The sequence below is a fragment of the Enterococcus sp. DIV1089c genome (assembly GCF_050530965.1).
Classification (GTDB): domain Bacteria; phylum Bacillota; class Bacilli; order Lactobacillales; family Enterococcaceae; genus Enterococcus_B; species Enterococcus_B hirae.
The window spans coordinates 1164173-1186224 of the sequence record NZ_CP172888.1; the positions used below are offsets into that span (position 1 = coordinate 1164173).

At 36.8% G+C, this 22052-nt stretch carries 14 protein-coding genes, 2 pseudogenes and 1 other annotated feature; of the genes and pseudogenes, 13 read left to right on the forward strand and 3 right to left on the reverse strand.

Going from position 1 to position 22052, the window contains the following annotated elements; all coding sequences use genetic code 11:
• The first annotated feature begins 224 nt into the window (after positions 1-224).
• The 5 genes from IGL30_RS05535 to pheT all read left to right on the forward strand — a co-directional run bounded on the left by IGL30_RS05535 (position 225) and on the right by pheT (position 11645).
• Entirely contained in the window at positions 225-3755 is a 3531-nt protein-coding gene (locus IGL30_RS05535) for a PD-(D/E)XK nuclease family protein (protein WP_123874820.1), read from the forward strand.
• Entirely contained in the window at positions 3752-7468 is a 3717-nt protein-coding gene (addA, locus tag IGL30_RS05540) for a helicase-exonuclease AddAB subunit AddA (RefSeq protein WP_123874819.1), read from the forward strand. Before IGL30_RS05535 ends, addA begins: the two co-directional genes overlap by 4 nt.
• A gap of 70 nt (positions 7469-7538) precedes the next feature.
• A complete protein-coding gene (locus IGL30_RS05545) occupies positions 7539-7880 on the forward strand; it encodes a winged helix-turn-helix transcriptional regulator (RefSeq protein WP_010719304.1) in 342 nt (113 codons plus the stop codon).
• A 42-nt stretch (positions 7881-7922) separates the two neighbouring features.
• Positions 7923-8127: a binding site (T-box leader), on the forward strand.
• Positions 8128-8175: 48 nt separating this feature from the next.
• On the forward strand, positions 8176-9219 hold the full coding sequence (pheS, locus tag IGL30_RS05550; protein ID WP_010719303.1) for a phenylalanine--tRNA ligase subunit alpha: 1044 nt from the start codon (positions 8176-8178) through the stop codon (positions 9217-9219).
• A gap of 5 nt (positions 9220-9224) precedes the next feature.
• Positions 9225-11645, forward strand: a complete 2421-nt coding sequence (pheT, locus tag IGL30_RS05555) for a phenylalanine--tRNA ligase subunit beta (protein ID WP_123874817.1) — start codon at positions 9225-9227, stop codon at positions 11643-11645.
• A gap of 62 nt (positions 11646-11707) precedes the next feature.
• Here pheT and trpS read toward each other — a convergent pair whose 3' ends face one another.
• Positions 11708-12718: a tryptophan--tRNA ligase gene (trpS, locus tag IGL30_RS05560; RefSeq protein WP_010719301.1), complete on the reverse strand. Its 1011-nt coding sequence runs from the start codon at positions 12716-12718 to the stop codon at positions 11708-11710.
• Between the two features lie 250 nt (positions 12719-12968).
• Between trpS and IGL30_RS05565 the strand changes: the two genes are divergently transcribed.
• The 7 genes from IGL30_RS05565 to IGL30_RS05595 all read left to right on the forward strand — a co-directional run bounded on the left by IGL30_RS05565 (position 12969) and on the right by IGL30_RS05595 (position 19678).
• A complete protein-coding gene (locus IGL30_RS05565) occupies positions 12969-13706 on the forward strand; it encodes an amino acid ABC transporter ATP-binding protein (RefSeq protein ID WP_010719300.1) in 738 nt (245 codons plus the stop codon).
• 13 nt (positions 13707-13719) lie between these two features.
• Positions 13720-14535: a transporter substrate-binding domain-containing protein gene (locus tag IGL30_RS05570; RefSeq protein ID WP_088745173.1), complete on the forward strand. Its 816-nt coding sequence runs from the start codon at positions 13720-13722 to the stop codon at positions 14533-14535.
• 12 nt (positions 14536-14547) lie between these two features.
• Complete coding sequence (locus tag IGL30_RS05575) at positions 14548-15195, forward strand: amino acid ABC transporter permease (protein WP_010719298.1); 648 nt, start codon at positions 14548-14550, stop codon at positions 15193-15195.
• A gap of 15 nt (positions 15196-15210) precedes the next feature.
• The gene (locus tag IGL30_RS05580; RefSeq protein ID WP_010719297.1) at positions 15211-15867 is read left to right on the forward strand and encodes an amino acid ABC transporter permease; all 657 of its coding nucleotides are present in this window, start codon (positions 15211-15213) and stop codon (positions 15865-15867) included.
• Between the two features lie 299 nt (positions 15868-16166).
• Positions 16167-16376, forward strand: coding sequence for a hypothetical protein (locus IGL30_RS05585; protein WP_063627051.1), 210 nt, complete (start codon positions 16167-16169; stop codon positions 16374-16376).
• 514 nt (positions 16377-16890) lie between these two features.
• Positions 16891-17745, forward strand: a complete 855-nt coding sequence (locus tag IGL30_RS05590) for a hypothetical protein (protein WP_123874816.1) — start codon at positions 16891-16893, stop codon at positions 17743-17745.
• Between the two features lie 355 nt (positions 17746-18100).
• Complete coding sequence (locus tag IGL30_RS05595) at positions 18101-19678, forward strand: hypothetical protein (RefSeq protein ID WP_260221649.1); 1578 nt, start codon at positions 18101-18103, stop codon at positions 19676-19678.
• Between the two features lie 47 nt (positions 19679-19725).
• On the opposite strand, the pseudogene IGL30_RS05600 reads toward IGL30_RS05595, so the two are convergent.
• Positions 19726-20036 (reverse strand): annotated as a pseudogene (locus IGL30_RS05600) (transposase); the annotation flags it as partial.
• A 212-nt stretch (positions 20037-20248) separates the two neighbouring features.
• A pseudogene (locus tag IGL30_RS05605) lies at positions 20249-20791 on the reverse strand (transposase); the annotation flags it as partial.
• Between the two features lie 618 nt (positions 20792-21409).
• Here IGL30_RS05605 and IGL30_RS05610 point away from each other — a divergent pair.
• Positions 21410-22045 carry a hypothetical protein gene (locus IGL30_RS05610; protein ID WP_123874815.1) on the forward strand — a complete coding sequence of 212 codons (636 nt, stop codon included), beginning with the start codon at positions 21410-21412 and terminating at the stop codon, positions 22043-22045.
• Positions 22046-22052 lie beyond the last annotated feature (7 nt).

Below are 22052 nucleotides of genomic sequence, written 5' to 3' on the forward strand. Positions count from 1 at the left end.
TGGTGCTTTTTTTATATGGATAAGTATAAGAAATAAGTAAAGGATAGCGATTGATGGATGTGAATCGCAAGAAGTAGTCTTAAACTTTTTTTGAGAGGATTTGGTAAAATAATCTCTATAAGCGCAAACAATTAATTTCTAAAAAAAATAGGAGAAAGAACAAATGTTCAGTTGTTTTTGGTATAATGAATGAGGAATGAATCTAAGGAATAAGGAGAGGGAAAATGTCTTTACAATTTATTCTCGGGACAGCCCGAAAAGACCACCGTACAGCGTTGATTGATGAATCAGTCGAATGGTTAGCAAAAGATAGCATGCACCAGGTATTTTTCCTTGTACCTAACTATAATAAATTTGAACAAGAACAAGAAATCTTGACAGAGCTGCGTCAAAGAAGTGGCAAAACGTCATTTAGTACAACGAATGTCCAAGTATTTAGTTTTTATCGTTTAGCGTGGTATTTGTTGCAGCAAACAACGTTATTGTCTGGTAATGAACTTTCAGAATCTGGTTCGGCAATGATCTTGCGACAGATCCTAGAAAAAAATGAAGAAAATTTAACGATTTTTCGGGGAGAAATCAATAAAAAAGGGTTTATTCGCCAGTTGCAAGAATTGCACAATGAATTACGTGTTGGAAATATTTCACCTGAAGATCTTGTCTTTTCAGAACTAGCGGATACGGTAAAAGCTGAAAATCAACAGTTGAAAATGAAAGATCTTCAATTGATTTTTACAGCTTTTGAAGAAGAATTAGTCCAACGTGCGCTGCAATCTGAAGATGCTTTGACCATTTTGGCAAATTATTTACAAACGCAAGACATGTCTAAGGTGAAATTTATCGTTAGTGGTTTCACTCGAGTCAATGCGCAAGAATATCAATTGTTACAGGTCATGATGGAAAAGGGACAGCTAGTGATTGATTTGCTTCTTGATCGTCCTTATATCACGGATATGCCTGAAGTGTTGACATTGTTTCATGAAACAGGAAAGCTCTATTTCCAACTAATCAACAGTGCCAAAGAACGAAGAGTGCCGGTTTTAGTGGAAAAATTTGCCCCAGAACATGAAAGACCGCTTGCACTCATGCACTTGCAAAAAATGTGGGAAGAAACTTCTAGCAACAAAAAAAGCCAGCCGCTGAAGGTTGGGCAACAAGAGGCGTTGAGAATTTGGGAAGCAGAGAACGCCACCGAAGAAGTCAGACAACTAGCTGTGGAGATCCGTCGTTTGGTCAGCGAGGAAAATTATCGCTATCGTGACATTCAAGTGTTAACGAAAGATATGGCGTTTTATGGTAACTTGCTACAACCCGTTTTCAAAGAAATGGCGATTCCTTTTTATATTGATGAAGAGCAGTTGATGGAGAATCATCCATTGATCGAATGGATCAATAGTTTATTCGCTTTAGATCGGTATGCCTATCGTTTGAATGATATCATGCGTTTTTTCAAAACTGAATTATTCATTTGTGAAGCGGATGATACACTAGACTTAGCCAGTTGGCGTGAGCAAAGAAATCAGTTCCGAGCAAAATTAGATGTCACAGAAAATGTAGCACTTGCTTATAACTATCAAGGTTCATACTGGACGAGAGAAAAAGATTGGCAGTTCGTGTCTTACGATTTTGAAGCAGAACAACTGGAAGATGTTCAAGAATTAGAAAAACGCTCGAATGATATTCGGCACTTCTTCAAAGAGAAAGTCCCAACATTTTTTGACAAGATAAAAAAATGTAAAAATGGACAAGAAGGCGCGACGGTCTTTTATCGTTTTTTGGTGAACAGTGGCGTACAACAACAATTAGTTTTTTGGCGAAATCAAGAAATTGAACGAGGCAATTTAGCATCAGCCCGAAACCATGAGCAAACATGGGGGGCGTTGATTGATTTACTGGACGAGTATTCGCTCATTTATGGGGAATCTGAATTTGACTGGCATTTGTTTCAGGAAATCATTACCAGCGGGTTAGAAAATTTAAGTTATGGGAAGATTCCTACAGCAATCGACCAAGTACGCATCAACCGCTTGGAACTGGTACGATCAAACCAGGCGAAAGTCACGTTTGCCATTGGCTTGAATGATCAAGTATTTCCTGATCGTCACGAAACGAAAGGCTTGCTTTCTAGTGAGGAAAGGGAAACGTTGAATGCTCGTTTAGCGGAAGAGAAATTTTTATTTGATCCCGCAAAAGAGAACTTGTCTTTTGAACCATTGCAAGCCTACTTGGTGTTTGCTTCAGCCACTCAGCGTCTATACCTCAGTTACGCTCAAAGTTATGATACAAACACGTTGAAAATCTCTCCTTATTTGAAACGAATCATGGAATACTTGATGATCCCAGCTGAAAGAAAAGAGCATTTGGTTTTAGACAGCGATCCGAGTTGTTATATCGGTACGTATCGTAGTGGGATCAATACAATCAATCATATCTATCGTTTAGCAAAGGAAGAGAAGAAAAAAGTTCCGGTGTATTGGCGCCAACTAAGAGAGCAGATCTTGCAATCACAATGGCGAAATTTTGCATTGCGCATTTTTGAAAGTCAAGAACATCTGAATGTCCCGGTGTCATTACCTAAAAAGATGGCAGAGGAACTCTATGGTAAAGATATTTATACCTCTATTTCCAGATTAGAAAATTTCTATAATTGCGAATATAAATATTTTGTCCAATTTGGTTTGAAACTGAAAGAACGAATGGTCTATGGTTTAACGCCGGCTGCTACAGGTGATTTTTATCATGAATCATTAGACCGTTTCTTTAAATTACTATTTTCAAATCAGATATCGCTAGTAGAAATGACCGATACACAACGTAAAGAGTTTACTGAAAAAGTCTTGCAAGAAGTCTTTGGCGAGTTACGCTTTGAAATTTTAGATAGTTCAGCTCGAATGAACTATATTCGTTATCAGTTAGGACAAACGATCCAAAAAGTAGCTTGGGCATTACAAAAGCAAAGTAAAAATACAGGGATGAAGCCCCTTCAAACAGAAATATTGTTTGGCCAAATTGCTGGCGCTCAAGGTATCCCAGGGTTGGAATTACCACTGAATAATGGTGGGAAATTACATGTTCGTGGGAAGATTGATCGTGTGGATGTTGCTGTTGAACAAGCGGATACCTGGCTTAGTGTTGTCGATTATAAATCAAGTGGACGTTCCTTTGATGTCACTGAAGCTTACTACGGGATGGCTATGCAACTGTTGACCTATCTAGACGTGGCGTTGATGGATGCTGTCAAATTGACTGGAAAAGCATTGGTTCGACCAGCTGGTTCCTATTATTTACATGTCCATAATCCGATTTTGTCTGAAGCAAATGAAATTGAAAAAGAGACATTGAAAAAATTCAGTTATGACGGCATCTTTGTCGATGAACCTGAGTTATTGGAAGTATTAGATCATTCACTGGAAGCAAAAGAGAACTCTTTGATTTATCCGATCAAGAAAAATGCGAAAGATGTCTATCAAAAGGGAAGTTTTAGTAAAGAAAAATTCTATACAGAACAGGAACTCCAACTTTTTATGGCGCATAATCGTGCGAATATGCGTTTAGCAGGGGATAAAATCACGTCAGGGGAGATCAAACTTAATCCAGCATACAAAGACAAGGAGCGGCTTGCTTGTCAAATGTGTCCTTTTAGAAGTGTTTGTACGTTTGATGTGATGTTGCAAGAAAACAATTATCACCGTTTAGAAAAATTAAACAAGGAAGAAGCCCTGCGAAGAATAGAAAAAAGGAGTGAGGAAGAATGACCAAAATTCCTTTGAGACCAGAAAACGAACGATTCACTGACGAACAATGGCAAGCCATTTTTGATCAGGGAGATAACTTGCTGGTATCAGCTTCCGCTGGTTCTGGAAAAACCACAGTGCTTGTCCGTCGAGTAATCGAAAAACTAAAAATGGGGTTCAATATTGATGAACTTTTGATCGTGACGTTTACAGAAGCGGCAGCGAAAGAAATGAAAGAACGGATCCAAGAAGCTTTACAAGAAGCAGTCAATAGTGAAAGCGATCCGGCACGCCAACAACATTTCACGAAACAGCTGATTTTATTGCCGAGTGCTAATATTTCTACTTTACATGCTTTTTGTTTAACGGTCATCCGCCGATTCTACTACTTGATCGATATTGATCCAGTTTTTCGGATGTTAACGGATGAGACAGAAACGATCTTAATGAAAGAAGATGTTTGGGATGAATTACGCGAGGCTTGTTATAGCGAAGATCGGGAAGAGTTTTTCCAATTAACAATGAATTTTTCAAATGATCGTTCAGATGATGGATTGACCAATCTGGTTTTCTCTCTTTATGAATTTGCGCGAGCGAATCCTGATCCCAAACATTGGTTAGATCAATTAGTGGATAACTATCGTTTAGATGATGGATTAGCTCATTCACCATTGTACCAAGAACAATTGCAACCACTTCTACTTACAGATATGGCACAAAGTGTGCAACTTTATGAAGAAATGGTTGGATTAGCGCAAGAAGAAGGTCTGGAAAAAATGTTGGAACAAGTTGCAGGAGAAAAAGAACAAGTCCAACGCATTTATGATCACTTATTACAAGATCAATTGCCGGAAGCCTATACGGTTTTAGAAACATTGACTTTTACTACTTTTAAAAGCAGTCGCAAAGCAGAGCTGAAAGAACGTTCAGCCGAAGTTAAAAATTTAAGAGATCAGGCGAAAAAAATCATTCAGAAAATTGGAAAAACATATTTTCCGATTTCTCCTGAACAATTGACCGAACGGACGAAAAAAGCTGCTGTCCTAGTGGAAGAGTTGACGAATGTCACCAAACGTTTCATGGATGGCTTTAGCCAACGAAAAAGAGAAAAGGGAGTAGTAGATTTCAATGATTTAGAACATCTTGCCTTGCGAATCTTGACGACTCAAACAGAAGAGTCATGGCTTCCAAGTGAAGCATCAAAGCTTTATCGTAAGCAATTTAAAGAAGTAATGATCGATGAATACCAAGATATCAACCAGTTGCAAGAAGCTATCCTTTACTGGCTTAGACAACCTGATCCAACAAACGGCAATTTATTCATGGTTGGGGATGTTAAACAGTCGATTTATTCTTTTCGACTAGCTGATCCTAGTTTGTTTATTGAAAAGTATGAAGCATTTTCAACAGCTGACGGTGGAAGACGGATCATTTTGGCAGAAAACTTTCGTTCCCGAAAGGAAGTCCTGTCATTTACCAATCTAGTGTTCCAACAATTGATGGACCCTGTTGTGGGGCAAATCGCTTATGATGATGCTGCACAATTACGATTAGGATTTCCTGATTTCCCCGAAGTCGATCGCTTTGAACCGGAACTATTGATTTACGAAAAAGAAGAAGAGCCAAACAGCGACCTTCCAATTGATGAGAGTTTAGAGGACAAAACAGAAGGCGAACTTTTTATGACGGGCTTAAAAATCCGTGAACTGATTGATGAAAAATTTTTGATCTATGATAAAAAAATGAAACAGAATCGTCCGGTCGAATATAAAGATATCGTACTTTTGACACCTACAAAGAAGAATAATCTGACGATATTAGAGATCTTTAAAACATTAGATATTCCTTTAGAAATGAACGATGCCCAAAATTATTTTCAATCTACGGAGTTGCGTACGATGATTTCTTTACTCCAATTGATTGATAATCCATATCAAGATATTCCATTGGCAGCCGTTTTACGTTCACCGATCGTGGGACTGATTGAACCAGAACTGGCACAGATCCGTTTAGCTGATCGTACCCATACCTATTATGATGCGGTGCTGGCTTACCAAACAGCAAATCAGAATGAATTAGCTGATAAATTGCGCCATTTCAATGACCAACTCGAATTGTGGCGGGAACTGGCTCGGCGGTCTTCAATCACTGACTTGCTGTGGGAGATCTATTTACAAACCGGTTATTTAGAATATGTAGCAGGTTTACCAGCTGGTGCCCAAAGACAAGCAAATCTTTATGCCTTGGCTGATCGTGCAAAAGCGTATGAACAAAGTTCGTTTAGAGGGTTGTATCAATTCGTTCGCTTCATCGAAAAGATGCAGGAAAAAGACAAAGATTTAGCGGAGCCGGTGATTTCATCCGCCGATAATGCCGTCCGAGTCATGACGATTCATGCAAGTAAAGGGTTAGAATTTCCTATTGTCTTTTTATTAGATATGACCAAACAATTCAATTTGCAAGATTTAAAAAAGCGATATGCTTTTGAAGAAAAACTAGGTGCGGGGATTCGTTATATGGACCCTGATACTCGGGTGTTGTATGATACCTTGCCTTACCAAGCAATCAAATCAGCCAAACAAAATAAGTTATTGTCAGAGGAGATGCGTAAACTCTACGTTGGTTTGACCCGTGCGGAACAAAAATTATTTATTATCGGCTCGTATAAAAATAAAGAAGATACCTTGAAGAATTGGTCAGAAGCTTCTGAACAAACCAAATTAGTCTTAGAACCAACGACTCGATTAAAAGGGAAGAACAGCTTGATGAGCTGGATCGGTCTTAGTTTGATGCGTCATCCATTGATGCAAAACTATTTTGCCGAAGCAACCATTCTTTCAGAATTAAAAAACTCTGATAGCCAATTTGCCATTACTTGGATGAATCAACAATCTCTGCTTGAAAAAAGGCAACGTTTAATAGCGCAAGAAAACGATGCTGCTGAAAATAATGACGTGGATCAAACACCATTATCGCCTGCTTTGAAAGCACGACTCGATTATCGTTATCCTTTCAAAGAGTCGACACAAACCACAAGTTATCAATCAGTTTCTGAAATTAAACGTTTATTTGAAGATCCAGATGATACGCTTGATGCTAAACTTGTCTGGGAAAGTAATGAAACAAGAGGGTTAAACCGCCAATTCCGTTATACGCAAGATACATTGGCTGAACCACGTTTCTTACAAAAAACGCAACAGGTTTCAGCTGCGGCAATCGGAACTGCAACACACTATTTATTGCAATTGCTGCCATTAGAAATGCCGACTACTGAGTCGATCCAAGCATTGCTAGATGAATTAGTCAAAAAGCGTTTAGTGGATCAAAAGGTAGCCAAAAAAATTGATTTTTCTGCTATTCTTTGGTTTTTTGAAACCGAGCTAGGAAAAGAATTGATCAAGCAAAAAGAGCATGTCAAACGGGAACAACCGTTTTCGATGCTATTACCTGCAGAACGGGTCTTTGAACAATACCCAAATGAAGAAGATGAATTGCTGATCCATGGGATTGTTGATGGTTATATCGATTTACCCACGACGATTCAATTATATGACTTTAAGACGGATTTCATTTTAGATCGCAACGATGAAACAGCGATTGATGCTGTCATTCAAAAATATCGTGGGCAATTGAATCTCTATCAACAGGCGTTGACAGAATCTTTAGAAAAGCCTGTCACAGATGTCTTTCTTGTCTTATTAAGCGCAAAGAAAATAATAAATATTAATAAATAATAATAATTGAGCAACTAGGACTTACACTTTGTAAGTAATATGCTATACTCTTAGCAAAGAGGTGAGTAAAATGGAGCTAACACAGACAGAGTTCACTTTATGTCCTAAATTTGAAAAGACCTTTTCGATTTTAGGTAAAAAATGGAATGGGCTGATTATTGATGTATTGCTTGAAAATGGTCCGCAACGCTTTGTTGATCTCGCAGCTAAAATACCTATGGTGAGTGATCGGGTTTTAGTTGAACGATTAAAAGAACTTGAAAAAGAAAAAATCATCGCCAGAAACTTCTCATGTAAAGAGTCCAGCCGTTCAGAATATATGTTAACTGAAAAAGGAGCGGATCTTCAAAAGGCCATTGTTCAGTTACAGGTTTGGAGTGAAAAATGGGTGACAGAAGAAGAATGCAGTTGATTTTGGAAGTGAAATCTTGTAAACTGGCATTAGATGAATAGCTAAAGAACGTTGACGAAAAAGAGTAGTTTGGCTAAACCAGTCCAGGGAGATCTGTCATAGACTGTAAGCAGATCCTGAGTTTGAAAAATGAAGTTCACTTTCTGAGTTCGTCTGATTTTAGTCAGACCGGCAAATGTCGTTAAAAAAGTAAGTGTACGGTTTTGACCGTAAATTAGGATGGTAACGCGAAGACCTCGTTCCTTTGTAGGAATGAGGTCTTTTTTGTATTTGAATTTGAAGGAGGAAATAGGGAATGTCTCTACAAGCCCAATTAGAAAGCTTGAAAGAAGCCACAATTGTTAAAATAGCGACAGCACGCGATTTAAAAGAATTAAATCAAATTCGTGTAGAAACTTTAGGAAAAAAAGGACCAATCACCGAAGTTTTACGGGGAATGAAGGATCTAAGTCCTGAAGAACGTCCGAAAGTTGGTAGTTTTGCCAATGAGATTCGTGATCTGTTGACAGCAGAAATTGAACGTAAAAAGCAAGCGTTAGAAGAAGCGGCACTTGCAACAGCTTTAAGCAAAGAAACAATTGATGTGACCTTGCCAGGACGTCAAGTCAAACAAGGAAACCGCCACATCTTGACACAAATCATGGAAGAAATCGAAGACATCTTTGTCGGAATGGGCTACCAAATTGTTGAAGGGTATGAGGTGGAGTCTGATCATTATAATTTTGAGCGAATGAACTTACCAAAAGACCACCCAGCTCGTGATATGCAAGATACTTTTTATATTTCAGAAGAGATCTTGATTCGTACGCATACCTCACCAGTACAAGCACGTACGATGGAAAAACATGACTTTTCAAAAGGTGCACTTCGAATGATCTCACCTGGGAAAGTATTCCGTCGTGATACAGATGATGCTACTCATAGTCACCAATTCCATCAAATTGAAGGATTAGTGATCGATGAAAATATTACGATGGGTGACTTAAAAGGCACTTTAGAAGTCGTAATGAAGAAAATGTTTGGTGAAGAACGTGAAATTCGACTACGTCCTAGTTATTTCCCGTTTACTGAACCTTCTGTTGAAGTGGATGTCAGCTGTTTCAAATGTGGTGGCGCTGGCTGTAATGTCTGCAAGCACACCGGTTGGATTGAAATCTTAGGAGCTGGAATGGTTCATCCAAATGTATTGAAAATGTCAGGTATCGATCCGGAAAAATACTCTGGTTTTGCTTTTGGCCTTGGCCCAGATCGAGTAGCAATGCTACGTTACGGTGTCAATGATATTCGTAATTTCTATCAAAATGACTTGCGTTTCTTAAGTCAGTTCAAAGGGGAGTAAAAAGCATGTTAGTTTCTTATAAATGGTTAAATAAATATCTTGATTTGTCAGCAGTTACGCCAAAAGAACTAGCTGATAAAATGTCAGTGACTGGGATCGAAGTGGAAGGAATCACGGTTCCTGAAGAAGGCTTAAAAAAAATCGTAGTCGGCGAAGTCAAGGAATGCGTACCACATCCTGATTCCGATCATTTATCGATTTGCCAAGTGGATATCGGTGAAGAAGAACTTTCACAGATCGTCTGTGGCGCACCTAACGTGAAGGCAGGGATCAAAGTCATCGTTGCTTTACCTAATTCACGGATCGCAGGGAATGTAAAAATCAAAAAAGGGAAAATGCGTGGTCAAGTTTCTAATGGGATGATTTGTGCCTTACAAGAAATTGGCTATCCAGATAGTGTTGTTCCCAAAGAATATGCTGAAGGAATCTACTATCTTCCACAAGAGGCAGTCAATGGAGAGCCCGTCTTTTCTTATTTAGACATGGACGATTCAATTATCGAGTTATCGATTACACCGAACCGCGCAGATGCTTTATCTATGCGAGGAGTAGCATATGAAGTGGGGGCGATTTATCGTCAAACACCTCATTTTGCAGAGGAAGAATTAGTAGAAGCAGCACGTCCGGCAAAAGACAAAATCAAGGTGACAGTCGAAGATCCAGAAGCTGTGCCTGCTTATCAAATTCGAATCATTGAGGGCGTAAAAATCCAATCTAGTCCACAATGGTTACAAAATATCTTGATGAATGAAGGGATTCGACCAATCAACAACGTAGTAGATATCACAAACTACATCTTACTGTTGTTTGGACAACCATTACATGCGTTTGATTATGATCGGCTAGGATCACAAGAAATCGTCGTCCGTCAGGCAAAAGCAACAGAAAAAATCGTTACGTTAGATGGCGAAACACGTGAGTTAACACCCGAAAATCTCGTGATCACTAATGGAGAACAACCAGTCGCTTTAGCAGGTGTGATGGGCGGCTTGGATTCTGAAATCACTGAGACAACGACTACGGTTGCTCTAGAAGCAGCTTTGTTTGATCCAATTTCGATCCGTCGAACAGCGAAACAATTCAATTTAAGAAGTGAATCTTCTGCTCGTTTTGAAAAAGGAATCAATCAAGCAACAGTTGCTGAAGCATGTGACGTTGCTGCTGCAATGATCGTTTCGTTAGCAGGCGGTGAGGTTCTTCAAGGTGCGGTTGCTGGTTCGACTTATCAAGTAGAAGACGTAACAGTAACGATCACTCTCTCACGAATCAATCATTATCTAGGAACTGACTTAACAGTTAAGGAAGTAAATGAGATTTTTGAAGCACTTGGCTTTGGCTATCAAAGTGAAGGGGAAACGTTCACCGTTACTGTTCCTCCTCGTCGCTGGGATATCAGGATTGAAGCGGATATTATTGAAGAAGTCGCTCGTATCTATGGTTATGATCGCTTGCCTTCCACATTACCAAGTGGAGAGACTGTTGCAGGAAGTTTGACCCAAGAGCAAGCAACAACACGCAAGATCCGTACATTACTTGAAGACAGTGGTTTACATGAAGCCATCAGCTATGCTTTGACAACGGAAGAAAAATCTCGTCAATTTACAATCAAAGATTCCTTAGTTACACGTCTTGATTGGCCAATGAGCGAAGACCGTTCTGTCTTACGAATGAACTTGATCAGTGGGTTACTGGATGATGTGAACTATAACGTAGCTAGAAAAAATAGTGATGTCGCTTTTTATGAAGTCGGAAGAGTCTTCTATCAAGAAAACGATCCATTGACTCATTTGCCGCAGGAAGTGAAACATGTTGCTCTTGCATTGACAGGTACTTGGCAGGATAAAAGTTGGCAAACTCAAGCAGAAGTAGTTGACTTCTATACGATCAAAGGTCTTTTAGAAAACTTGTTTGAACAATTAGGAATAGCAACAGAAATTTCTTATCAAGCGACTGATAGTTTGAAAGACATGCATCCAGGAAGAACAGCGGAAATCTATTTAGGTGAAACAGTGATTGGATTTGTTGGACAGGTTCATCCGAATACAGCTAAAGAATACGATGTTCCAGAAACCTATGTTGCAGAATTTGACTTGAGCTCAGTGATCGAAGCTGCTCAAAAAGGGATGACTTTCCATGCGGTGACAAAATTCCCTTCCGTTTCTCGTGACATTGCGATGTTAGTTGCAGAAACAGTAACCAATCAAGAAATCGTAACGGTTATCCAGTCTGCTGCAGGTAAGTTCTTAACAGACATCCAACTGTTTGATGTGTATCAAGGAAAAAATATCGAGGAAGGACATAAGTCAATGGCTTACAGTCTGACATTCGAGAATCCTGAAGCAACAATGACAGATGAAGAAATTAACCGATCAATGACTAAGATCGAAAAAGCACTAAGTGAAACAGTTGGTGCAAATATTCGTTAAACTGTAAAAAAAGACGCCCTCATAAAGAATGAGGACGTCTTTTTTATTCATTAACAAGCCAATCAGTTAAAATAATTGATTCCCATTGCAGTTTTGACTTCTGCTAGAGTTTGAGCAGCGACTTTCGCAGCTGCTTCACTACCGTCTCTTAGGATCGCCATCACAGCGGCTGGATCTTTCGCTAATTCTTCTCTTCTAGCACGAATTGGAGCAAACTCTTCTTCCAAAACATCAATCAAATAGCGTTTGATTTTCACATCACCTAGACCACCACGACGATAATGAGCTTTCATTTCTTCAATTGCGTTTTTGTCTTTTCCAAACACATCAAGATAAGTGAACACCATATTGCCTTCGACTTGACCTGGATCTTCCACGTGGATGTGATTTGGGTCTGTGTACATACTCATTACTTTTTTCTTGACCACATCAGCAGGATCAGAAATATAGATGCCATTACCCAATGACTTGCTCATTTTTCCATTCCCATCGATGCCAGGCAAACGGCCCATTCCTTTTGGTGGGAAAACGCCTTTTGGTTCCACTAAGACGTCGCCATACGTGTGGTTGAAACTTTGAACTATTTCTTGCGTTTGTTCAAGCATTGGTTTTTGATCTTCACCAACAGGAACTAAATTCGCTTTGAAAGCTGTGATATCAGCAGCTTGCGATACAGGATAAATAAAGAATCCAGTTGGGACACCTTCACCAAATTTTTTCTGTTCGATTTCTGTTTTAACTGTAGGATTACGACGGACACGCCCGACGCTGACTAGGTTTAGATAGTACATAGTCAATTCAGCTAATTCTGGTATTTGCGATTGGATAAAAAGCGTTGATTTCGTAGGATCTAATCCAACAGCTAAATAGTCTAAAGCAACTTCAAGTACATTTGAAGAAACCTTCTCAGGGTTTTTAGCGTTATCGGTTAGGGCTTGCATATCTGCAATCATTACAAAAAGTTGATTGTTTTCATCTTTTTGCATTTCTACCCGTGTTTTGAGTGATCCTACATAATGCCCTAAATGTAACTTGCCAGTCGGGCGATCACCTGTTAGAATAATATTTTTCAAAAAAAACACCTCTTTACGATTTGTAAGACTAAGCACTTAATATCTTACCGTTTTTTGGAGGAAGAAACAACCGTTCTAAATCAAAAGACGAACAAAATGCAGAAAAATAGCAGATGTAAGAAGCAAAGGAGAAAAATAACGAAAGAAAGTTTCAAAGAAACTTTACAAAATACGTAAGTTTCAGATATAATATGTTCTATTATATATCTTTAAATGTTTTCTTACTAAATAATAATGGGAGTGTAATGATATGGCAATGATTAAATTTGATAACGTGGAAAAATACTACGGCAAATTCCATGCTTTGAAAAACATAAACCTCGAGTTTGAGAAAGGGGAAGTCGTCGTTGTCATTGGTCCTTCAGGTTCAGGTAAAAGTACAATGTTACGATGTATCAATGGATTAGAAACGATCTCTTCTGGAAGATTGTTAATCAATGATATCGACCTTCAGGACAAAAAAACAAAATTGACTGAAGTCAGAAAAAATGTTGGAATGGTTTTTCAGCATTTTAATCTATATCCTAATAAAACCGTTTTAGAAAACATTACACTTGCACCGATTAAAGTATTAAAGCAAGATCAAGCAAGTGCAGTGAAAAACGCGGAAAAATTCTTAGAAAAAGTCAACATGCTCGACAAAAAAGATTCTTATCCATCTATGTTATCTGGAGGACAACAACAGCGTGTGGCAATTGCCAGAGGTTTGGCGATGAATCCGGAAATGCTGTTATTTGACGAGCCTACATCTGCTTTAGATCCGGAAATGATCGGGGATGTACTTGATGTAATGAAAAAATTAGCTCGTGATGGGATGTCAATGATCGTCGTGACCCATGAAATGGGATTTGCAAAAGAAGTAGCAGATCGGGTTATTTTCATGGCGGATGGTCAAGTATTAGAAGATAGCCGCAATGTAAAAGACTTCTTTGAGAACCCTAAAGAACCTCGGGCACAACAATTTATTAGTAAAGTAATCAATCATTGATAGGAGGAATAAGATGCGTAAGAAAACAATGATTCGTTTGCTTTTCCTTTTGGGTCTGGTCTTTTTGATATTAGCAGGCTGCAAAGGAAAAAGTGTCGCTGAAGAAAATATTCTGGAACGAAGTAAGCAAAACAACACCATAACGTGGGGTGTAAAATACGATACTCGCTTATTTGGGATGATGGATATCAAAAGTAGTAGGGTTCAAGGATTTGATATCGATATCGCTAAAGCGATTACGCAAGAGATTCTTGGAAAAGATGGGAAAGCAGAATTTGTGGAAGTTACCTCTAAAACACGGATTCCTCTATTAAAAAATGGAAATATTGATGCGATTATTGCGACAATGACCATTACAGATGAACGAAAAAAGCAAGTTGATTTTTCTGATGTTTATTTTGATGCCGGACAATCTTTATTAGTCAAAAAAGGAAGCCCGATTAAAAGCGTAGATGACTTAAATGCTGAAACAACTGTGCTCGCAGTCAAAGGATCAACTTCTGCAGTAAATATCCGAGAACATGCTCCAGATGCAAAAATTCTTGAACTAGAAAACTATGCCGAAGCGTTTACTGCTTTACAATCAGGACAAGGAGATGCTATGACGACCGATAATGCCATTTTGTTGGGAATGGCTGACGAGAACCCTGACTATATTTTAGCAGGTGGGACGTTTACCAATGAACCTTATGGCATTGCGATCAATAAAGGACAAACAGAATTTTTGGATGCCGTAAATCAAGCGTTAAAAGAACTCATTGCTAACGGCACATATGATCAGATTTACCAAAAATGGTTCCCAGATACCACCCAAGGAAAAGTGAATTAAGGAGGGGAAAGAATGGCTGAGTTGCTGCAAACATATGGATCAACCTTCTTAGAAGGGTTTAAAATCACTATCTATTCAAGTGTGTTAGCTTTATTATTTAGTTTGATTATTGGAACACTGATGGCAATTTTTCAATTGTCAACGAACAAAGTGATCAGTGGACTAGCTAAAGCGTACGTGGAATTTTTTCGAAATATCCCGTTGTTGATTATTGTGATGTTCTTTTATGTCGTCCTTCCGATCTATTGGATTAGTTTTGACGGCTTTCAAGCAGGGACGATCGGTTTGACGATCTATACTTCGGCATTTATTGCAGAAACCGTTCGTTCAGGAATTCAAACAGTGCCAAAAGGGCAAACAGAAGCGGGTTTATCAGCTGGTTTGACCTATGCGCAAACGATGCGGTTTATTATTTTGCCGCAGGCTTTCAAGATCGTCGTACCACCATTAGGAAACCAATTCATTAATCTAGTCAAAAATTCATCGATTTTAGCTATCGTTGCTGGGTTAGATTTAATGTATCAAGGGGACTTAATTGCCAGTGAAACTTTCAACACTTTTGATACCTATATCATCGTGGGTCTTTTTTACTTAGTAATTACATTACCTTTGTCTTACTTGATGACATATTTAGAGAAAAAATGGGCAGTTCGTTCATAGGAAGGGGAGAACAAAATGGATTTTAGTGGTGCTTTTTCATGGATGAATATCCGCTTCTTATTAGAAGGATTAAAAGTGACTGTGGAGGTTTCATTATTTTCAATCATCTTTAGTTTTTTGATTGGCGGGATTTGTGGTGTGGTTCGTTTTGCTAATATACCTTATTTTTCAAAAATACTAGGAATACTAATTGATATTATCAGAAATCTTCCATTGCTATTGATCATTTTCTTTACGTATTTTGCCTTACCACAAATCGGTATCCAAATGAATATTTTTTGGTCAGCCGTAGCAGCATTGACGATTTTTGAATCGGCTATGTTATCAGAAATTTTTCGAGCAGGGTTGAATGCCGTTCCTAAAGGACAAATGGAGGCTGGTCTTTCCACAGGATTGTCTTATGTAGAAACGATGAGAATCGTCGTTTTACCCCAAGCATTTAAATCAATGATCCCAGCAATCGTGAGTCAGCTGATTTCATTGATCAAGGATACATCATTAGCAGTGATCATTTCCTTACCTGAATTGACTCACCAAGCACGAATTGTTTACGGCCAAAATACCAATTATGTATTGCCAATGTTTGTGGCAATGACATTGATGTATTTTGCTGTCTGCTATGCTTTATCCTTACTTTCTTCCTATTTAGAAAAAAGAAAGTACAGCTATTAGTCAAAAACTTAGCATGCTCGTTGTTCAATGAAAATTGTTCAGCGAGTATTTTTATTTGATTCGTCAATGTAAAACTTAGATCGTTTTTCTCTTCAACGATATTGTGAGAGAAAGTAGTCGTAGACAAAGATCAGCTTAAAAACATAGCTTACAGTTTTGTTCGTTCAGGTCATTTAAAAATATGGACTGTCTTGACAGTAGGAAGTATACTAAGTGTCGTTAGGTAAACGTATTGAAATGAGAGGATGCCTAACAGAGTTTGTGGTAACTATAATGGATAGAGAAAGAGATGTTGTTAGATGGAAGAGATTATGAATGCTTTTCAAGCAAACCCGATATTTTCTACGGGATGTATTATTTTTATCATAGGTGTGTTAATTTTTTGTTTTGGAAGAAAATTATTTTTCGTTCGTTGGCTATTGGGAGATACCAGTATGTTCGGACAACTATTTTGGGGACTGATTTTATCAGGTATCGGACTAGCAATCATTGTCTATTATCGAATGTAATTGACTAATTGTATACGAATGATCCATTGCTTGCGACAAACAGGAAATGGTAAAAAGAAAGAAGTTTCTGTAAGATTTTCTAGAAATTTAGTACATTTTTTGTGTAAGAGTTCGTTAATTTAGGAAAATGTCAAAAATGAATGAACAAATTGGTCGGTTAGAAAACCAGCTGTTCCCAACGACTACTCAGGCAAAAAAGGGGAGCTTGCGTGAAGTAGAAGTACGATGTTCTAGTGGTCGATAGATCATTCAATCAACGATTTGTGACAAACAGAAGTGGCTAAATTAAGAATTTTCAATTTTAATCTAGTATAGGCAGTCATCATCCATTCTCTATAAGTGGGTGATGACTGCCTATTCGATAGAATGGTTATCGGATAGTAACTCGAAAAACAACATGTTTAGTGATATCAGATGCCAAAAAATTCTTTCTGCAGAAATAAAAGTTACTTAGATACTCCTTTTTTCTGATAGTTTAACAAGGTAGTATATAACTTTTAAAGGAGAGAATAACATGCCAAATGATAAACAAAAAATAGCAGTAATACGGACAGGAAGTCAATATGCTATTGCTCTTCAACTAATCAAGGATCATAAGCTTGTGAGGGGAGAAGCTAATAGTTCGGAAAAGTTAGCAACATTAGGTAAAATTCTTTCTAACTATAAGAGAGATTCTGCAGAAGGGATTATCTTTTATCTTCCGCTTCTTCCAGAAGAGAAAAAACTGTTACGACAAAGGAACATCCAAATGAATAGTGAAGATAGAATAGTGGTGGATAATAAAAATAAAACCTTTTATATTAACTACCTTAATCAAAGGTATGATTTAAGCAAAGAAGCAGTTTTGTCGAAAGAAACAAAACATGCACTAATTCAAGACCTTGATAAATTCTATTTCAATTCTTTGGACCTTAACAGGTTTACTTCCTTTATTTATGATTTAGCTGTGATCGCTAGAAGAGATGTTCAGACACTTTTGAAGAAGCAAACGCCCAAGATAGAAAAATTAATAAAAAAGGCTAGAGAAGATAAAGCGGTTGATCAAGTGAAACAAAGATTTAAGATGAACAGACACTATCCTGAAATTCCCCCAACACTAATGGTGCAATTTCAAGACGAGTTGAAAAAATCTGAATACATAAGCAAAAAGAGGCAAAAAATAGAAATTGAGAAATTAAAAAATGAATATAAGAATCCAAGTAAACCAAATGAAAGACAAGAATATTTCAAGATGAGTGTGAAAGAATTTCTTAAAAAAGGAAGCTCAGAACAAAGAAGCCTTACGAAAAAAAGAATTGAGCAATTAAAAACATCTGTACTACCAAAGTCACAGGCATATCTAAACAAAAAGGATCAATTTCAAAGATAGTGATCAATAAACTCTAAAAATAATTACATAATAAATGAGTGTGGGATATTGATCTGATTAATATCCCACTTTTTATGGCTAAATTAAAACTGGGATTAAAAAATCAATGAAATATTATGAAAGGAATTGTTATGTATAGGAATACTCAAATATAATTTCATGATGCATAATTCTTTGAAAATACTATTCTTGACCTTGTATTCTCAGAAATTAAAAGTAATAACCTAGAATTTTAATCAATTAAATGGTATTAAATTGCAAAATTTTCTTTTCTTGGAAATAAAAGTTTTTTATGTATTCTTTTTTTCTGATAAATTGATGAAGCAGTATATAAAATTTTAAAGGAGAGAATAACATGCCAAACATGGAACAGAAAAAAGAAACAAATCAAAAAATTGCAAATAATGAAAGCGAACGACCTCGAAATACTTTGTATAATCATGCTACTATAGCTTTTCAACTAATCGAAGAGTGTAAGCTTGAGGAGGGTGAACCTGTTAGTTCGGAAACATTAGCAGCAATAGGTGAATTTCTTTCTGAACTTAAAGATGATGTAGCAGAAGGGGTCATCAAACGACTTCCACTTCATCCAGATGAGAGCAAACTCATACAACCAAACAACCTAATAGAGACCCAAAATACAATAGAAGTAACTAGCCAAAATAAAACTTTTTATATTGACTACCTTAAGACAAGGCATAAGATTCACTCAGATACACGTTTGCCGAAGGAAACAAAAGATGCACTAATTGGAGACCTTAATAAATTTAAGTTTAATCCCTTGACTCCTGATACGTGTATAGCATTTATTCATGATCTAAAAATAATCGCTGAACAGGACGTTAAGGAACTTATAGGAAATCAAACGTCAAGAGTGGAAAAATTAATTGAAGAAAGAAAAGAAAATGAAGCGGTTAAGCAAGCGATAGCAAGTTTTATGAAGAATAGACACTTTACTAAACTTAACCCCACCATATTAAAGCAATTCATAGATGAGTTGGAGAATAGACCAAGAATAAGCCGAGAGAGACGAGAAAAAGAAATTGAGAAGTTTAAGAGTGAATATAACTATGATGAAAAAGAATATTTTAAGGTAAAAGCAACAGATCAAGTTTCATTAAGTGAAAGACTAAATAATTCAGATTTAAAACCAAAAAATCTACTAAATCAAAATGTACAACAAAAGACTCCACCACCGATTCCACCAAAACCAAAAGTATCTGTTCAAAGTAATTCAATAAATGCTACGGCACAGGATAAGCTAGTATCCATGTTGGCTGAATCAGCAAAAAGACATTATCAACTTTCAAAGAGTCAATTTACAGCTCCAAAGGTTTTACATGAAATAGCCGTTACCATTGAGAATAGTGTACTTGATCAAAATTATATGAAAAAAGTTCCTGAAGCTCTTGGCATGAGAAGAGAAGATGAAAAAACACTTCGAGATATGATCAGCGAAAGCCTGAAACAGCAACCCAAAAAATTACAAGAAAATAAGACAGACACTAAAATAAATGGGAAGACTATAGATCAAGTACAGACTGAAAACATGATATTGTTATGTGAGGCAATGGACACAGCATTGGGACTTAAAGCGAACAAAAAGGTAGACCCAGAAACGCTATCTATGATGGCCGAATTTATTGTTAACAGTAGCCTTGATAAACTCTCTCAACGCAATTTAGTTGAGGAGATTTTGATTACTAAAGAAGATAAAAAGGACCTTATCAAAATAATGAAAGAAAAAACAGCGTTGCTGAACAGGGCGCACGGAACTTCACAAGAACCAGCTAAAACAAACCTAAACTCAACAAATCAAGTTTCATTGAGTGGAAGACTAAATAATTCAGATTTAAAACCAAAAACTCTACTAAACCAAAATGTACAACAAAATAATCATTTACCTAAAAAGTCAGATGGATTTAGTCGATGAACAATAATTGCTGGCTCTTTGTCAAATGATGTTGGTAAAGAGAAATCTTAGAATAATTTGGACGAGATTGGGACAATAATACTTTTCAAAAAGAAAATCAGGCTGATTTTTCTTATTTTAGACACTTTTTCCTTCATATATTTCCCCAATTTTCTCAAATTAAGTGCCATGAGTGCCAAGCCAATATCAATCGTTGCTCCTTGTTTCCCACGTAAGTGAAAACGGCCAAGTGAGCCTTTAGATGCTCGAACACTGGTTCGACATCAATTTTTCGTTTCCGATAAATTGAACCGGTTTTCTCCTCTAAAAGCTTTTTCCTGCATTCTGCTTTGAAATAGCACCAATTATTATTTAAAGGCAACATCCGTTTCTGGAATATATTATTGTTCTACATCTAGTGGTAAAGTTGTTTGATTGATGGTATAATTTTTAAACATAAAAGCATGCTCCTTTTTGATTGGGTTGGGTTACTTTAATCTCACAAGGTTGCGTGCTTTTTGTGTACCTTAAAATCAAAAAAATGGGCAATAATCAGATTTTTTTCTGACTATTGTCCCAGTTCTGTTCTTTTTATTTAATTAAAATAGTTTTACCGTGACGGATTACGATCTGTCGTTTGAAATAATAAAAATTTCGAAAACCATAAGCATTGTGTTTTAATACTTTAATATGGTTGTTTAAACATTCTAGTAGTCCGTTTGAATAACTGTAGCGGAGGGCATTTTGGATCTGTAGCAGAAACTTTTTAAAAGTTCGAAAAGTTGTCGCATAGGTTTCAGGTAGATAGCTGATTTCTTTGGTTAAACAGTCCTCAAAGAGCGACTGATCTCTTTTCTTTATCATATCTTGGTATAATTGATAGCCTAGTCACAGATTGGGACAAGTAGCTAACAGTCGGTTGGCAATCTCACTTTCAGTCAAATAATCTTTGAAACTGGAACACCAAACCCGTTTTTCATAGTTCAACTTTGCTTCTTCTTTTTGTAGGAGTTTCCAATAACGTTTCATTTTTCTACCAAGCCCACGTTGGTATTGAGAAGTACTTTTAAGCCGTGCATTGGTTTCCTTCACTCGGTGGTTTAAAAAAGTTCTTCCTATATGTTGAATAATGTGGACACTCTTCGGGCGTGTATTGAAGAGTACCTTTGTAAATCAAGCAAAATTTCTCTTTATATCTTTCTTTGGTTTAACAATTTACCTCAAAATAGATAGTTAGGTCTAGAATATTTAGGGGATCTTTGATAAGCTGAGTACAAGACATCTTGAATTATCCTATGAATTGGTTCGTCAAATTAATTCTAAAGGATTTCAGGGTGTCTTTTCTATGTTTTTACATCATGAAAAAGATGTTGGTAAATTTCACCAACATCAAAAAATATAGAGCCCAAATTACATAGTATATGAGCTCGGGTCGTTAATCAGAAAAAATTGGATGAACGACCCGATTTTTATAGCTAAATCAAAAATAGGATTAAAGAATCAATGAAATATTATGAAAGGAACTGTTATGTATAGGACTACTCAAATACAATTTTTTGATGCATAATTCTTTGAAAATACTATACTTGACCTTGTATTCTCAGAAATTAAAAGTAATAACCTAGAATTTTAATCAATTAAATGCTATTAAATTGCAAAATTTTCTTTTCTTGGAAATAAAAGTTTTCTTATGTATTCTTTTTTCTGATAAATTGATGAAGCAGTACATAAAATTTTAAAGGAGAAGATAATATGCCAAACAAGGAACAGGAAAAGACAAAAACTATTCAACAGGAACCAACTGAATTAAATCCGAGTACAACTAAAGAAAAAGAGAATAGTCCATTCATAAGTAAAAAGAGAGCAAAAGAATTGAAGAAGTTTGAGAGTAAAGTTAGGAAAAAAGAGAATAAAGCGGTTAAACAAGAGATAAAAACAGTTATGAAGGATGCAGGCAGAACTCAAGATCATTCCCAAATATTTAAGTATCTCACATATGGATTTGAGCATAATCCATTCATAAGTAAAGAGAGAGCAGAAGAAGAATTGAAGAAGTTTAAGGGTAAATATAGAAAAAAAGAGGATAAAGCGGTTGAGCAAGTAATAGCAAAAGTTATGAAGAATAGAGTCATCCCTCGAAGTAGTGTATTGAGGTATCTTAAAAATGAGTTGAAAAAAAGTCCACACATAAGCCGACAGAGAGTAGAAGAAGAAATGGGGAAGTATGAGGGAGGGAATAATGTTAGAAATAGTTCTGAAGTTCCAGTGAACAAAGGTAGAGGAGAAGATCTTAAAGAAAAATTAAATAGAGTATCTAAAGAAGAAAACTCATCCCCAGAAAGAGCATCTGTATCTCAAGACCTACAGCATAACCCGTTACATAGATAACAATCAA

Bases quoted from the DNA above. Each gene is read 5' to 3' on its own strand.
- IGL30_RS05575 (WP_010719298.1), top strand. From the start codon at position 14,548: ATGGCTGAGTTGCTGCAAACATATGGATCAACCTTCTTAGAAGGGTTT.
- IGL30_RS05565 (WP_010719300.1), top strand. From the start codon at position 12,969: ATGGCAATGATTAAATTTGATAACGTGGAAAAATACTACGGCAAATTC.
- IGL30_RS05580 (WP_010719297.1), top strand. From the start codon at position 15,211: ATGGATTTTAGTGGTGCTTTTTCATGGATGAATATCCGCTTCTTATTA.
- pheT (WP_123874817.1), top strand. From the start codon at position 9,225: ATGTTAGTTTCTTATAAATGGTTAAATAAATATCTTGATTTGTCAGCA.
- IGL30_RS05570 (WP_088745173.1), top strand. From the start codon at position 13,720: ATGCGTAAGAAAACAATGATTCGTTTGCTTTTCCTTTTGGGTCTGGTC.
- IGL30_RS05585 (WP_063627051.1), top strand. From the start codon at position 16,167: ATGGAAGAGATTATGAATGCTTTTCAAGCAAACCCGATATTTTCTACG.
- IGL30_RS05595 (WP_260221649.1), top strand. From the start codon at position 18,101: ATGCCAAACATGGAACAGAAAAAAGAAACAAATCAAAAAATTGCAAAT.
- pheS (WP_010719303.1), top strand. From the start codon at position 8,176: ATGTCTCTACAAGCCCAATTAGAAAGCTTGAAAGAAGCCACAATTGTT.
- IGL30_RS05590 (WP_123874816.1), top strand. From the start codon at position 16,891: ATGCCAAATGATAAACAAAAAATAGCAGTAATACGGACAGGAAGTCAA.
- IGL30_RS05610 (WP_123874815.1), top strand. From the start codon at position 21,410: ATGCCAAACAAGGAACAGGAAAAGACAAAAACTATTCAACAGGAACCA.
- addA (WP_123874819.1), top strand. From the start codon at position 3,752: ATGACCAAAATTCCTTTGAGACCAGAAAACGAACGATTCACTGACGAA.
- IGL30_RS05535 (WP_123874820.1), top strand. From the start codon at position 225: ATGTCTTTACAATTTATTCTCGGGACAGCCCGAAAAGACCACCGTACA.
- IGL30_RS05545 (WP_010719304.1), top strand. From the start codon at position 7,539: ATGGAGCTAACACAGACAGAGTTCACTTTATGTCCTAAATTTGAAAAG.